Here is a 15530-nt window from a genome sequence, read left to right as displayed (position 1 = left end):
TTTATAAGATGAATACAGATGATTTTGATTACGAGTTAGATGAAAAATTTATCGCACAAACTCCATTAGATAAAAGAGATGAATCTAAGCTAATGGTTATGGATAGATTTAACGGAAATACAGAAATAAAAAAGTTTTATAATATTATAGATTATTTAAACCCTGGTGATGTTTTAGTATGTAATAACACACGAGTTATTCCTGCTAGACTTTTTGGACACAGACCAGGAAAAGAAGAAAAAATTGAGGTTTTACTTCTACAACAAACAGAAGATAAGTGGGAATGTTTGGTAAAGCCTGGAAAGAAAATGAAATTAAGTCAAGTAATAGAATTTTCTGATAAAGTAAGCGCAAAAGTCGTAGACATTACAGAAGATGGATCTAGAATTTTAAAATTCGATTATGAAGGAATTTTTGAAGAACGATTAGATGAACTTGGAAATATGCCACTTCCTCCATATATTAAAGAAAAATTGGATGATAAAGAAAGGTATCAAACTGTTTATTCAAAACACAAAGGAAGTGCAGCAGCACCTACGGCAGGTCTTCATTTTACAAATGAACTTTTAGAAAAAATCAAAGAAAAAGGAATTTATGTAGTATTCTTAACATTACATGTAGGATTAGGAACATTCAGACCAGTTAAAGTAGATGATGTTAAAGATCATCATATGCATTCTGAATATTATACTATAAGTCAAGAAACCGTTGATATTATTAATCGACAAAAAAGTAAAGGACATAACATTATAGCAGTAGGAACTACAAGCGTAAGAACTTTAGAAACAGTTACACACAATAATAATTCAAAATTAGTAGCTGAAAGTGGCTGGACAGATATTTTTATCTATCCAGGCTTTGAATTTAATATCGTGGACAGCTTAATCACTAACTTCCATTTACCTAAGTCTACTTTAATGATGTTGGTTAGTGCTTTTTCAAAGAAAGAATACATTTTTGATGCTTATGAAAAAGCAAAGCAAAATGATTTTAGATTTTTTAGCTTTGGGGATGCTATGTTCATAAATGGAGGCAAGAATGTTTAAATTTACACTAGAGAAAAAGTCTTCTCAATGCAAAGCTAGAACAGGGACAATAGAAACAAATCATGGTGTTATAAAAACACCTGTGTTTATGCCTGTAGGCACAAGAGCAACAGTTAAAGCAATGAACAATGATGAATTGAAATCTATTGGATCTCAAATAATTCTATCTAACACATATCATCTATATTTAAAACCAGGTCAAGAAATTATTAGAAAAGCAGATGGACTTCATAAATTTATGAATTGGGATAAACCAATTCTAACAGATAGTGGCGGATTTCAAGTTTTTAGTTTGAATAAGACAAGAAAAATTACTGAGGAAGGAGTTCAGTTTAGAAGCCATATTGATGGATCAAAACATTTTATTTCTCCCGAAAAATCAATGGAAATTCAAAATGATTTGGGATCCGATATAATGATGGCTTTTGATGAATGTGTTCCTTATCCAGCAAGTTATGAATACACAGAAGACTCAATGAAAAGAACACTAAGATGGCTTAAAAGATGTAAAGATTATCATAAAAACACTGATAAACAAAATCTTTTTGGGATTATTCAAGGTGGCATGTACAAAGATTTAAGAGAATATTCTGCTAAGAATACAATTGATTTTGATTTGCCAGGGTATGCTATAGGTGGATTATCCGTAGGCGAACCTAGAGATTTGATGATTGATTTATTAGATTTTACAACTGATTTTATGCCAGAAAATAAACCGAGATATTTAATGGGTGTTGGTACACCGGATTACTTATTCGAAGCAGTTGAACATGGTGTTGATATGTGTGATTGTGTTCTTCCTACTAGAATTGCTCGTAATGGTACAGCCTTAACTTCTAAAGGTAAATTAGTCGTAAAAAACGCAAAATACAAAGATGATTTTTCTGCACTTGACGATAATTGCGATTGTTATGCTTGCAAAAACCATACTAGAGCATATATCAGACATTTACTAAATGTAGATGAAATCTTAGGCGCAAGATTATTGTCTATTCATAATTTGAGATTTTTAATCAAATTGATGGAAAATATTAGAAAATCTATAGAAGAAGATAGATACTTAGAATTCAAAGATGAATTCTATAGAAATTATGGTTATGATTATCACCAAAAATGTGATAATATTAAATAAGTAAATATTTAAGGAGGATTTTTATGCCAAAAATGTTAGCATCATTATTGCCTTTGATTGCACTTTTTGCTGTAATGTATTTTTTAATGATTCGTCCACAACAAAAACAACAAAAACAATTAATGGATATGAGAAACGCTATAAAAGTTGGAGACGAAGTAATTACAATTGGTGGAGTTAAGGGAACAATAGTTTCTGTAACTGATGATAGTGTCATCTTGGAAACTTCATCACAAAAAACAAGACTTGAATTTGTTAAAAATGCTATTGCATCAAATGTAAAAGCAGCAAAAGTAACAGAAAACAAAAAAGAAGATAATGAAGAAAAATAGAAATTGATTTATAGCTCAAACTTAAAATTTGAGCTATAAATCCATTTTTTTATTTGGAGAGAATGAATGAATAAATGGTTAATAAATAATAGAGGCAATAATTTTAGCGAGGTATCACAACGATATAATATTCATCCATTAATAGCAAAGATTTTATTAAATAGAAACATAACAGATTTCCAAACTTTTTTAAATCCTGATGCCGAAAATTCATATCATGATCCTTTTTTAATGAAAGATATGGATAAAGCGGTAGATATAATTATCAATGCTATTGAAAATGATCAAAACATAAGAATAGTTGGAGATTATGATCAAGATGGAAATTCATCGACTATGACTTTATTAGATGGCCTTGGATATTTTACAGATAAACTTTCTTATGATATTCCTAATAGAATGATTGATGGATATGGGATTTCTTTTAGCATAATAGACAAATGTATTGAAGATAATATTGATTTAATAATAACATGTGATAATGGTATAAGTGCTATAGAACAATGTGATTATGCCAAACAAAATGGCTTAAAAATAATTGTAACTGATCATCACCAAACAATAAAACTTGATGGAAAAGAAATCATTCCAAATGCTGATGCAGTTATTAATCCCCAACAACAATCTTGTAATTATCCATTTAAAAGTTTATGTGGCGCAGGAGTTGCTTATAAATTAATTCAGGCTATAAATATCAAAAAAGGATACGGTATGTTAGAATGTGAAAATTTGCTCCAATATGTAGCAATGGGAACTGTGTGTGATATCGTAGATTTAAAGGACGAAAATAGATATTTTGTGACTAAAGGATTAGAAGAAATCAATAATACAGAGAATTACGGATTAAAATGCTTAATTGATATGACTGGAATTAAAAATGGAGTAAATGTTTACAGTTTAGGATTTATAATTGGTCCATGTATCAATGCTGCTGGAAGATTAGATACTGCAAAATTAGGCGTTGAACTATTTCGCGATGAAAATATGGATAATGTTGAGGCTTACGCTAAAATTTTAGTTGATCTCAATGAAAAAAGAAAAAAGTTAACAGAAGATGGATTTAATAAAGCTATTGAAATAATTGAAAACACAGGACTGATAAATGATGATATATTGATTTGTAATGTTGAAGGAATTCATGAAAGTGTTTGTGGAATCATAGCTGGAAGAATTAAAGAAAAATATAATAAACCAACGTTAATACTAACACAATCAGAAAATCAAGATGTTCTTAAAGGATCAGGAAGAAGTATTTCAGAGTATGATATATTCAAAGAATTTGATGAGTTTAGAGAATTGTTTGTATCATTTGGTGGTCATCCTATGGCGTGTGGATTATCAATTGAAGTAGATAAATTAGATGAGTTTAGAACTAAAGTTAATCAAAGAAGCAGACTTACCAAAGAGGACTTTGTAAAAAAAATCCTTATTGATTCAAGCTTTTATGTAGACAAGATAGATTTTGATTTGATAGAAGAAATCGATCGTCTTCGTCCTTTTGGCAAGGATAATCCTAGACCGATTTTGGGAGATAAAAATCTGGAAATAATCTTTGCTAGGATGATTGGAAAAAATAAGAATGTTTTGAAGTTGAAATTACTCAAAAATAATAAAACAATTGATTCAATTATGTTTTCAGAAGCTATAGAAAAATATAATTATTTATTAGAAAAATTCGGTGAAAATGTAATGATTCAACTTGAAAATAGTATTGCTTGTAATGCAAAAATAGATATTATATACTATCCTGAAATAAATGATTTTAATAATGTTAAGAATATTCAATTAAATTTAATCGATTTAAGATAAATGTTAACAATAATGCTCATGTTATGGTATAATTATAACAAAATAATTATTAGGAGGTAGCTTTATGCATTATGAACAATCGGATTTACAAAGTTTGATAAAATCTATAAAATCATATAATCCAAATACTGATGTAGATGAGATAACTAGAGCATATGGCTACATGGTTAGAGCTCATGAGGGACAATTTAGAAATTCTGGTGAGCCTTATGCAATTCATCCGATGGCTGTAGCTAAAATTTTGGCTTCTTTGAACATGGATGATGCAACTATTATAGCCGGGCTATTTCACGATGTCGTAGAGGATACAGAAATAACATACGAAGATTTAGAGTATTTATTTAGCAAAGAAATAGCTGACCTGGTCGATGGTGTTACAAAATTAAAACAAATTAAATTTAAAACTAAAAAAGATAATCAAGCAGAAAATTTAAAGAAAATGATCTTGGCAATGGCCAAAGACATCAGAGTTATAATAATTAAGTTGTCTGACAGGCTTCACAATATGAGAACTTTGGAATACATGACTCGCGAAAAGCAGATTGAAAAAGCCAATGAAGTTTTAGAAATTTATGCACCACTTGCTCACAGACTTGGTATGTCTACTATAAAATGGGAATTAGAAGATTTAAGCTTAAAGTATTTGGAACCAAATATTTATCAAGATATTGTAAATAAAATAAACGAAACTAGACAACAAAGAGAATCCCAAATACAAAATATTATAAGACAATTTCAAGATGAACTTGAAAAATATAATATAAAAGCGGAGATTTTTGGAAGGCCAAAAAGTGTTTTTTCAATATATAAAAAAATGTACAAAAAACATTTGGCTTTTGAAGAAATCAAAGACTTATCAGCCATCAGAGTTATAGTAAATAAAGAAAGTGAATGCTATGATGTTTTAGGAATTGCTCATAGATTTTTCAGGCCAATCCCTGATACTTTTAAAGATTATATTGCAACTCCAAAACCTAATATGTATCAATCTTTACACACTACAATATTGGCTCATGACGGAAGAACTTATGAGATACAAATTAGAACTTGGGAAATGCATAAAACTTCTGAATATGGTATTGCTGCTCATTGGAAGTACAAAGAAGGTACTTCTAATAAAAAATCTAAATATGATAGCAAATTAGCTTGGCTTAGAGAAATAATGGATTGGCAAAAAGATTATACCGATTCAAAAGAATTCATGGATTTATTCAAAGAAGAATTCGCTAATGACGAAGTTTTTGTTTATTCACCAAAAGGTGATGTAATGGATTTGCCATCTGGCTCAACACCGATCGATTTTGCTTACAAAGTTCATTCTGCAGTTGGAAACAAATGTGTTGGTGCAAAGGTAGACGGTAAAATTGTACCTTTAACATACAAATTAAAAACAGGAAATGTTGTTGAAATTCTTACAAATCCAAATTCAGGACCTTCAAGAGACTGGCTTAAAATTGTAAAATCTTCACAAGCTAAAACAAAAATTAAACAATGGTTTAAAAAGGAACAAAGAACCGAAAATATCGTTTCTGGAAGAGATATGCTTGAAAAAGAAGTCGCAAAAATGGGATATAGTTTCAATGAGTTACTGAAAAGAGAATGGCTTGAAGAAATTGCAAGTAAATTAAGTTTTTCATCTATTGATGATTTGTACGCAGCTATTGGTTACGGATCCACAAGGGTTACACAAGTTATTCCTAAACTTAAGGAATACCACAAAGACTATTATGAAACAGACCAAGTTGTCAATAAACCAAACCATGTCGATTTTGTTAATGAAGAGCCAAAAGAAAGTGGAGTTGTAATTGATGGAATTGATAATGTAGATATAAAGCTGGCTAAATGTTGCAATCCTATTCCAGGTGACGAAATAGTCGGCTACATTACTAGAGGTAGAGGAATTAGCGTTCATAGAAGAGATTGTTCTAATGTAAAATCAGTAAATGAGAAAGATAGATTAATCACTGTTAGATGGGGCAATAATTTAAAAAATCATAATTATCAAGTTGAACTTCAAATAATATCTTTTAGTAATGTCGGTTATTTGGCTGATTTAACTAAAGTTATTAGTGAATGTAAACTAAACATTAAAACATTTAACACAAGAATAAATAAAGACAAAACAGTAACGATTAATATAATATTAGAAATTAGTTCTAGTTCTCAAATAGATACAGTAATTGCAAGAATTAAAAACATAAAAGGAACGATAGACGTTTTTAGGGTGAATTCATAATGAAATTATTAGTTCAAAGAGTTAATAAAGCAAAAGTTGAAATAGATGGTTCAACAAAAAGTGAAATTAAAGATGGTTTTTTAATACTACTAGGAATTCATAGTGAAGATAATGAAGCAGATATTGATTATTGCATCAGAAAACTTGTTAATTTAAGAATATTTTCTGATGAAGAAGATAAGCTTAATCTTTCAATTAAAGATTTAAATTATGAAATTTTACTTGTCTCTCAGTTTACATTGTATGCAAGTATTAGAAAAGGGAATAGACCATCATTTGATAAATGTGCCAAAGGAGAACTCGCCAGAGATCTATACCAAAAGTTTATTGAAAAGTTAAATAAAGAAAACGTACCTTTTCAAACTGGGGAATTTGGCGCTGATATGAAGGTATCACTTACAAATGATGGACCAGTTACGATAATTATAGATAGTAGGAGTGAATGATGACATTAGACAAAATAGTTACTACAAAATATGGAGAAAACATGTACATTTTATCAGAAAATAATAAATGTTTTGTTGTTGATCCAGGTGCACAAGCTGATGATATTTGTGAATATATTAAAAATCGTAATTTAGAAATACAATTTATATTGATTACACATGGACATTTTGATCATATATTTGCAGCTGAAGAATTAAAAAATAAGCTAAATACAGTTATTTACGCTCCAGAAAAAGAAAAAGATTTACTTGAAGATCCTGAAAAAAATTATACAAGAAAAGTTGGAAATCCAATTACTTTAAAAGCAGATTATTATGTAAAAGAAGGAGACACGATTGAGTTTAATGACTCTAAAATATCAGTTTTAGAAACTCCAGGTCATACTTATGGCTCTAGCTGCTATATTTACAAGGATGTAATGTTTTCAGGAGATATGTTGTTCAAGAATTCAATAGGTAGATATGATTTGCCAACTGCAAGTTTTGAAGACATTCAAAATAGTGTAGAAAAGTTAAAACTTTTAAATAATGATATAAAAGTTTATCCTGGACACGGACCAGAAACTAATATTGGTGACGAAAAGAAATACAATCCATATTTTAGATAAAATTTAGGAGAATTATGAAGAATTTAGAAAAAAATTACAATCCAAAAGATTTTGAAGATAAAATATATAAAATTTGGGAAAATGAAGGTTACTTCAAAGGCGTTATTGATAATGATAAAAAACCATTTACAATTGTAATGCCACCACCAAATGTAACAGGTAATTTACACCTAGGTCATGCGTTAAATAACACTATACAAGATATTTTGATTAGAAAAAATAGAATGGATGGATATAGTGCTCTTTGGGTTCCAGGAACAGACCATGCTAGTATTGCAACTGAAGCAAAAGTTGTAAGTAAATTAAAAGAAGAAGGAAAATCCAAAGAATCTTTAGGCAGAGATGGATTTTTGGAAGCATCTTGGGACTGGACACGTGAATACGGTGGAAATATCAAAAATCAATTAAAAAAATTAGGTGTATCTTGTGATTGGAGTAGAGAAGCTTTTACTCTTGATGACAATTTAACAGAAGCAGTAGAAGAAGTATTTATAAAAATGTACAATGATGATTTGATTTATCAAGGTGACAGAATTGTAAATTGGTGTCCAAATTGTCATACTGCAATAAGCGACATAGAAGTTGTCCACGAAGATGAATCGGGACATTTTTGGAATATTAGATATAAATTCAAGGATTCTGATGATTATATTGTAATAGCTACTACTAGACCAGAAACATTATTGGGTGATTTGGCAGTCGCTGTAAATCCAGATGATGAAAGATATACTGACATTGTTGGAAAAACTTTGATATTACCATTAGTTAATAGAGAAATTAAAGTTATTGCTGATAGCTATGTGGATATGGAATTTGGAACTGGAATTGTTAAGATTACTCCTTCACATGATCCTAATGACTTTGAAGTAGGTGCAAGACATGAGCTAGGTCAATGTGTTGTAATTGATGAGGATGCAAAGATTGTTGAAGGATATGGTAAATATTCTAGATTAGATAGATATGAAGCAAGAAAATTAATTATCGAAGATTTGGAAAAAATCGGACAACTAGATTCAGTAAAAGAACATGAACATGCTGTAGGTCATTGTGAAAGATGCCATACTACTGTTGAGCCATTAATCAGTAAACAATGGTTTGTTAAGATGGATAAGTTAGCAAAATTAGCTTTAGACGCTTATAAAAATGAAGAAATTAGATTTATTCCAAAAAGATTCGAAAAAGTTTATGTAAATTGGTTAGAAAACATTAGAGATTGGTGTATTTCTCGCCAATTATGGTGGGGACATAGACTTCCGGTTTATTACCATAATGAAACAGGTGAAGTTGTAGTTGCAAGAAAAAATCCAGACCCTGAAAAATATACTCAAGATCCAGACACTTTGGATACATGGTTTTCATCTGCGTTATGGCCATTTTCAACATTAGGTTGGCCAAACGAAACAGAAGATTTGAAATATTTCTTCCCTACAAATGTGTTAGTTACTGGATACGATATTATTTTCTTCTGGGTAATTAGAATGGTATTCTCTTCACTTTATAATTTGGGGGAAGTTCCTTTCAAAGATGTTTACTTGACAGGATTAGTTAAAGACTCTCAAGGAAGAAAAATGTCAAAATCTTTGGGAAATGGTATTGATCCGATAGAAGTTATAGATCAATATGGAGCTGATGCTTTAAGATTTGCATTAATTACTGGTAATACTCCAGGAAATGATTCAAGATTCTACATGGAAAAAGTTGAAGCTAATAGAAATTTCTGTAATAAATTATGGAACGCATCTCGATTTGTTTTCATGAATGTAGAAGATGATGTAAAAAATATAGATGATGTTGAATTACAAATTGAAGATAAGTGGATTATATCTAGTTTAAATGATGTAATTGATGAAGTATCTACTAATTTAAATAAATACGAAATTGGTATAGCAGCTGAAAAAATATATGATTTTACTTGGAATGTATTCTGCGATTGGTACATTGAACTAGTTAAACCAAGACTTTATGGGGACGATTCTATTTTAAAAGAATCTGCAATCTCAGTTTTGATTTATACATTGACTAATGTAATAAAATTATTACATCCATTTATGCCATATATCACAGAAGAAATTTATAGCTATCTTCCAAATAAAAATGATATGTTAATTAATGAAACATGGCCAAAATATTCTGAAACAAAATCATATAAAAACGAAGAACAAATTATTGACAAGTTAGTTGAATCTGTAATTAGTATTAGAAATTCTAGACAAGAAATGAATATTGCACCTAAAAAACAATCTGATATATATATATTGACATCTGATAAGAGTTTGGAAGACGATTTTAAACAACTAGAGTCACTATTTAGATCAAGTGTTTCTATTAACGAATATAAGGTTAACGAAGATATATCAGAAGATAATAATATAGTAATTGTTAAAGATTCCTATAAGATTATCATTCCTTTGAATGATTTAATCGATTATTCTAAAGAATTAGAAAGACTAGAAAAAGAATTAAATACTGCTAAATCGGAATTAAAGAGAGCAGAATCAAAACTAAAAAATGAAGGATTCTTAAAAGGTGCTCCTGAAGCCCTTGTAGAAAAAGAAAAAGAAAAAGTCGAAAAATATTCACATTTAATCGACGATATTAATAATTCTATTAGTTCTATTAAGGAAAATATGTAATGAAATTCGAAATCATATTTGATTTTGTTTTGATTATGGTGTTGGTCAGCGTACAATATACTTTAAATAAAATTTTATTATCATTAAAGAAGATTGAAAAAAAGATAGATGAGAATATAATTAATACAAATACAGGGGTGAATAATGAAAGAAGAAATATTATTAAGTGAACAACAAATTAAAGAAAAAGTTAAAGAATTAGGTGCTCAAATTACCAAAGATTACAAAGATAAAAATTTATGTGTAGTATCTCTTCTTAGAGGAAGTTTTATGTTCATGTCTGATTTGGTTAGACAGATAGATATGCCAATTTGTATTGATTTTATGACTACATCTTCTTATGAAGACGCTGAAAAATCAACAGGTAAAGTAAAAATTCTTACTGATGTAAGAGAAAATTTAGAAAACTATGATGTGTTAATAGTTGATGACATTATTGATTCTGGAAATACAATCGTAAATACTTTGGAATATATTAAACAAAAAAATCCAAAAAGTGTTAAAACATGTGTATTGCTCGATAAACCAAGCAGAAGACAAGTTGAGTATAACGCTGATTACGTTGGTTTTGAAATTGATGATGTTTTTATAGTTGGTTATGGTTTGAACTATAAATCATCATATCGAAATATACCTTACATTTTCATTTGGAATCAAGATGTATAAAGAATTTGCGTATATTTATGATAAATTAACTTTTGATATTGATTATGAAGAGTATTCTGAAGTTATCAAAAAAGAATTAAAAAAATTAGACATAAAACCAAAATCTATTCTTGAGTTAGGAATCGGTAGTGGAAATATGACAAAATACTTCTATAACGCCTCAATTAATTATACTGGAGTGGATCTTAGTAAAGAAATGTTGAAAATTTGTGCAGATAAATTTCCTAATATCAGTATTATTAATGAGGATTTATGTCAATTAGAATTAACAAAAAATTATGATTTTATTTTTTCTACTTTAGATACAATAAACTATATACTAGACTCAGAAAAACTACAGAATTTGTTCTCAAATATTAATGTAAATTGTACAGGAGTGTTTATGTTTGATGTAAACACTCCTTATAAGCTAATAGAAGTAATGGGTAACAATCACTTTGTGTATGAATATGATGATATTTTTTATACTTGGGTTAATCAATATTATGAAGAAGATAATTTGATAGATTTTTATATTGACTTTTTTTTGAAAAATCAGGATAATTCTTATCAAAGGATTAGAGAAACTCAAACAGAAAAAGTTTATAGTTTGGATGCACTAAGATTTATGTTGTACAATAGTGGATTTAATACTGTTAAAATAATAGATTTTGATACAGGTAAAACTCTTAATAATTGTACCCAACGTGCATTATTTATATGTTATTAAGTAACGATAATTATTTCGTTGTATATTTTTATTGTGTATGTTATATTAGTATAGTAAATGAAAACTACGTTAAATATTGGAGGAAATATGACAAAAGGAACTGTAAAATGGTTTAATGCTACAAAAGGATTCGGATTTATCTCAACAGAAGATCATGGAGATATATTTGTGCATTATACTGCATTGGAAGATAACGGAGAATATAGAAAACTAGAAGAAAATCAAGAAGTTGAATTCGATATCGCCGATGGACCTAGAGGTCTTCAAGCTTGTAATGTAAAAAAATTATAATAAAATATTATTAATATGCCCCTTTTTAGGGGGTTTTTTATTTGGAGGTTATATGATAAATAAATTATATATTGCTACCGATTCTACAGAATCATTTAGATTTATAATTGTAGATTCTACGGAGTTAGTACAATCAGTAAAAAATATTCATAATACATCAGCAACAGCATCCGCTGCGTTGGGAAGATTAAGTACAATGGCTTCAATTATGAGTCACGAATTAAAAAATGACAAACACAATATTACATTAAATTTACAAGGAAACGGACCAGGTGGAATGTTAATTTCTACAGTTAACGGTAGAGGAGAGGTAAAGAGTTATGTAAGTCATCCAGAAGTTGATTTGCCATCAAAATCTAATAAAAAATTGGATGTTGGTAATTTTGTAGGAAATGATGGTCTACTTACTGTTATAAAAGATTTTAAATTAAAGGAACCTTATATAGGTCAAACTAGTTTAGTTAGTGGTGAAATAGCTGAAGATTTAAGTAATTACTTCTATCAATCTGATCAAAGACCAACAGTTGTGGCTTTAGGTGTCTTGGTAGATACTGATTTATCGATAAAAAGCGCTGGAGGATTATTTATTCAAGCATTGCCAGGATATGATGAATCATTAATTGATAAATTGGAAAAAGATATTAATAATTTCCCACCAATTTCTTCTCTATTTGTAAATCATGAAAATCCTTTTGACGTTTTAAATCAATTTTTTGCAGACTTTGATTTAAAATTATTGGGTGAAAAAGAAGTAAAATATTTATGTGATTGCAATAGAGATAGAGTTGAAAAATCTTTGATTTCATTGGGAAAGGAAACGTTAAATGAATTGATTGAAGAGGATGGAAAGGCTGAATTAGTATGTGATTTTTGCCATGAAAAATACAATTTTACTAAAGAAGACTTGATAAAATTAAGGGATAATATATAAAGGATGGTGTTAATTGAAAACTAGAAATCTTACTGAAGGTAATATTTATAAGGAATTAATAAGCTTATCATTACCGATTATGGCAACATCTTTTATACAGATGAGTTATAATCTGATGGACTTATTTTGGTTGGGAAGATTGTCTATAGAAGCAGTAGCTGCGGCTGGAACTGTAGGGTTTTTTGGATGGTTGAGTTATGCGATATGTATGATGCTAAGCGTAGGTGTACAAATATCTGTAGCAGATTGCATTGGTAAAAAGGATATGGATTCTGTACAAAAATACATATCTAATGCGATAAAATTTGCCTTAATAGTTGGATTTGTATTTATTTTATTAATGGTTTTATTTAAAGTACAAATAATACATTTCTTTAATCTGGATGAATCGGTCACAAAACTAGCTTTTGAATATTACGGATTCTTTGTAGCTTCAATATTTTTCAACTTTATAAATCCAGTTCTAACTGGAATTTTAAATGGACAAGGTGAAAGTAAAATTCCTTTTATAATAAACACAATTGCTTTGGGAATTAATATAGTGTTAGACCCTGTTTTGATATTTGGATTTGGATTTATAAAACCAATGGGAATAAAAGGGGCTGCTCTTGCAACTTTCATAGCTCAAATGTCCGCATGTATCATGTTTATGATAGTTAGATTTGAATATTTTAAATATTTGAAGGAAAAAATGCATTTAATTTATGCAAAGAGACTTTTTGATTTAGGATTTCCTATAGCCCTCCAAGAATGCCTTTTTGCGACGTTTTCTATAATAATGGCTGCTATTATAGCTCATTGGGGAAAAGAAGCTATAGCTGCACAAAAAATAGGCAATCAAATAGAATCTATTACATGGTTAACTGTAGGTGGATTCAGTGTTGCATTATCTACCTTTATTGCTCAAAATAATGGAGCGAAAAACTATTCCAGAGTAATGGAAGGTTATAAAAAAGGAATGAAAATATGTGTAGGTATAGGAATATTCACAACTATATTCTTATTCACTTTTGCTCCTCAATTATTTAAGCTATTTATTCCAGATGATCCTGATACTTTAAATATAGGGGTAGTGTATTTAAGAATATTATCAATTTCTGAAATATTTATGTGTGTAGAAATAGCTACTACTGGATTTTTGAATGGAATTTCATTAACTAAGTATCCTTCTATAAACGGAATTATATTTAATTTCATCAGAATTCCATTGTCCCTTTTGGTTATGTATAATAACTTGAGAATTGAATGGATATGGGTAATTATATCTTCACTTGTTATATGTAAGGGAATTAGCTTGTTTATTGTATTTTACAGAAAAGTGTACAAAAATAAATTAAAATATCTATTGGATTAAAAAAACTAGGATTGATTATTATATCAATCCTAGTTTTATATTATCTGTGATTTAAAGCGAACTCAAATAATTTATTGATAAATTTATTAAATACTATGTCAAACTCTCCAATTGTAGCTAGCATTTCGGTGCCAAATCTTTTCTTAAATTCATATAGTCCGGCTTCATGGTCTACTACATTATCTTCTGGAGTATAACCTGATACTCCTCCGAAATCATACGATGTGCATCCTTTTTCTATAGCTCTTTTCATCATAGTCCATTGCATTAAATAATTTGGACTTAAATCTCTAAAATCATTTGAAGATGCTCCGTAAAGATAGTATGATTTTTTGCCACAAAAAGTTAGTAATGCTCCTGATAATACAATTTCATCAACACCATTTTCGATGTATCCATTCATTTGCTCGATTAAATCTTTACATCTTTTTCTTCTATTATCTAATACATCTAGTTCCTTTAAAAAATTATTCTTTTTCTCTTCTGTTATATCCTTTTCTAATTTATTTTTAGTTTTGAGTTCTTGTTTATCTATTTGATCCAATTCATCTTCATTGGATTTCTTTACACTTGAAGGTATAAGTTTAGTTAGATACAGTTCACAATCATTATCTGGAGCTAAAACATCATATAAATTCTCGAAATATTCATGACTTCTGTGATTGAATTCATCTCTTTTAGCTGTAATTTCCATTAATTTTGAAAACTTAAATAATTCATTCTTGTCGCATCTTTTACATACAAGTCCATTTTTTAAAGATTTTTTTACAACACTTTTAGTTCTAGATTGAAAAGAATTCATAACTTCTTTTTCAGATTTATCTATATCAGTTATCATATAATATCTAGGTTGATTATATTCTAACCCTTTTTTTAAACCATGATGATAACATCCAAGTTCTTTTAAGTAGTCAATTAATCCATCAATTTCCACAGAAACTTGAGGGTCAAATTTCAAAGAAAAAACATTGTTTTGTTTGCAAAAATCCTTTAAAATTTGGATTGTTGATTTTAAATCATCTTTATTTTCATAGTCAATCACAGGTCCTTTTGGAGCATAAGCAAAATAATAGGGAAGAACCGGGAGTCTTCTCAATAAAATTAAACAGGCACCAACAAGTTTGCCATCTTTTTTTATTCCAATATTTTTTCCAATCCATCCTTTTTTTACAAATTGCCATTTATATATTTGATTTAATTCTCCATATTTATGGTTTTTAACAAAATTATCATGTTCTTCACTACTAAGTGTAATCATTTCGTAAGCCATTTTATCACTTCCTTAACTTCATACATTATACCATAAATTGTTCCCATAATAAGTTATTAGAAATCAA

15 protein-coding genes are annotated in these 15530 nt (G+C 28.9%); 14 read left to right on the top strand and 1 reads right to left on the bottom strand.

The features are described from left to right. The first annotated feature begins 8 nt into the window (after positions 1-8). The 14 genes from queA (at position 9) to ACU68U_RS00530 (ending at position 14193) form a co-directional block, all read left to right on the top strand. The gene (gene queA / locus ACU68U_RS00595) at positions 9-1046 is read left to right on the top strand and encodes a tRNA preQ1(34) S-adenosylmethionine ribosyltransferase-isomerase QueA (protein ID WP_094207171.1); all 1038 of its coding nucleotides are present in this window, start codon (positions 9-11) and stop codon (positions 1044-1046) included. Next, on the top strand, positions 1039-2178 hold the full coding sequence (gene tgt, locus ACU68U_RS00590) for a tRNA guanosine(34) transglycosylase Tgt (protein ID WP_446762516.1): 1140 nt from the start codon (positions 1039-1041) through the stop codon (positions 2176-2178). The genes queA and tgt overlap by 8 nt, the downstream gene beginning before the upstream one ends. 23 nt (positions 2179-2201) lie before the next feature. Beyond that, a complete protein-coding gene (gene yajC / locus ACU68U_RS00585) occupies positions 2202-2510 on the top strand; it encodes a preprotein translocase subunit YajC (protein WP_308611386.1) in 309 nt (102 codons plus the stop codon). A gap of 66 nt (positions 2511-2576) precedes the next feature. Then, positions 2577-4319: a single-stranded-DNA-specific exonuclease RecJ gene (recJ, locus tag ACU68U_RS00580; RefSeq protein ID WP_094207168.1), complete on the top strand. Its 1743-nt coding sequence runs from the start codon at positions 2577-2579 to the stop codon at positions 4317-4319. 64 nt (positions 4320-4383) lie between these two features. Continuing rightward, positions 4384-6555 (top strand): RelA/SpoT family protein, encoded by a 2172-nt coding sequence (locus ACU68U_RS00575; RefSeq protein WP_154272606.1) that lies wholly within the window; start codon positions 4384-4386, stop codon positions 6553-6555. After that, positions 6555-7001, top strand: a complete 447-nt coding sequence (gene dtd / locus ACU68U_RS00570; protein ID WP_154272607.1) for a D-aminoacyl-tRNA deacylase — start codon at positions 6555-6557, stop codon at positions 6999-7001. Before ACU68U_RS00575 ends, dtd begins: the two co-directional genes overlap by 1 nt. Next, positions 7001-7609: an MBL fold metallo-hydrolase gene (locus tag ACU68U_RS00565; RefSeq protein WP_154272608.1), complete on the top strand. Its 609-nt coding sequence runs from the start codon at positions 7001-7003 to the stop codon at positions 7607-7609. Before dtd ends, ACU68U_RS00565 begins: the two co-directional genes overlap by 1 nt. 14 nt (positions 7610-7623) lie before the next feature. Next, entirely contained in the window at positions 7624-10242 is a 2619-nt protein-coding gene (locus ACU68U_RS00560; RefSeq protein ID WP_154272609.1) for a valine--tRNA ligase, read from the top strand. Further along, on the top strand, positions 10242-10412 hold the full coding sequence (locus ACU68U_RS00555; protein ID WP_094207164.1) for a cation:proton antiporter: 171 nt from the start codon (positions 10242-10244) through the stop codon (positions 10410-10412). Before ACU68U_RS00560 ends, ACU68U_RS00555 begins: the two co-directional genes overlap by 1 nt. Continuing rightward, on the top strand, positions 10387-10908 hold the full coding sequence (gene hpt / locus ACU68U_RS00550; protein WP_002836478.1) for a hypoxanthine phosphoribosyltransferase: 522 nt from the start codon (positions 10387-10389) through the stop codon (positions 10906-10908). The genes ACU68U_RS00555 and hpt overlap by 26 nt, the downstream gene beginning before the upstream one ends. Further along, complete coding sequence (locus ACU68U_RS00545; protein ID WP_094207163.1) at positions 10901-11617, top strand: class I SAM-dependent DNA methyltransferase; 717 nt, start codon at positions 10901-10903, stop codon at positions 11615-11617. The genes hpt and ACU68U_RS00545 overlap by 8 nt, the downstream gene beginning before the upstream one ends. Before the next feature lie 87 nt (positions 11618-11704). Beyond that, on the top strand, positions 11705-11908 hold the full coding sequence (locus ACU68U_RS00540; protein WP_094207162.1) for a cold-shock protein: 204 nt from the start codon (positions 11705-11707) through the stop codon (positions 11906-11908). 52 nt (positions 11909-11960) lie between these two features. Next, complete coding sequence (gene hslO, locus ACU68U_RS00535; protein ID WP_094207161.1) at positions 11961-12839, top strand: Hsp33 family molecular chaperone HslO; 879 nt, start codon at positions 11961-11963, stop codon at positions 12837-12839. A gap of 13 nt (positions 12840-12852) precedes the next feature. After that, positions 12853-14193, top strand: a complete 1341-nt coding sequence (locus ACU68U_RS00530; RefSeq protein WP_154271100.1) for an MATE family efflux transporter — start codon at positions 12853-12855, stop codon at positions 14191-14193. Positions 14194-14233: 40 nt separating this feature from the next. Here ACU68U_RS00530 and ACU68U_RS00525 read toward each other — a convergent pair whose 3' ends face one another. Further along, complete coding sequence (locus ACU68U_RS00525) at positions 14234-15463, bottom strand: lipid II:glycine glycyltransferase FemX (protein ID WP_446762515.1); 1230 nt, start codon at positions 15461-15463, stop codon at positions 14234-14236. Positions 15464-15530 lie beyond the last annotated feature (67 nt).

The organism is Finegoldia sp. P3-F-LR, from assembly GCF_052932165.1.
The sequence above is the reverse complement of the archived record's forward strand: the minus strand, read 5'-3'. Positions and strand labels throughout refer to the sequence as shown.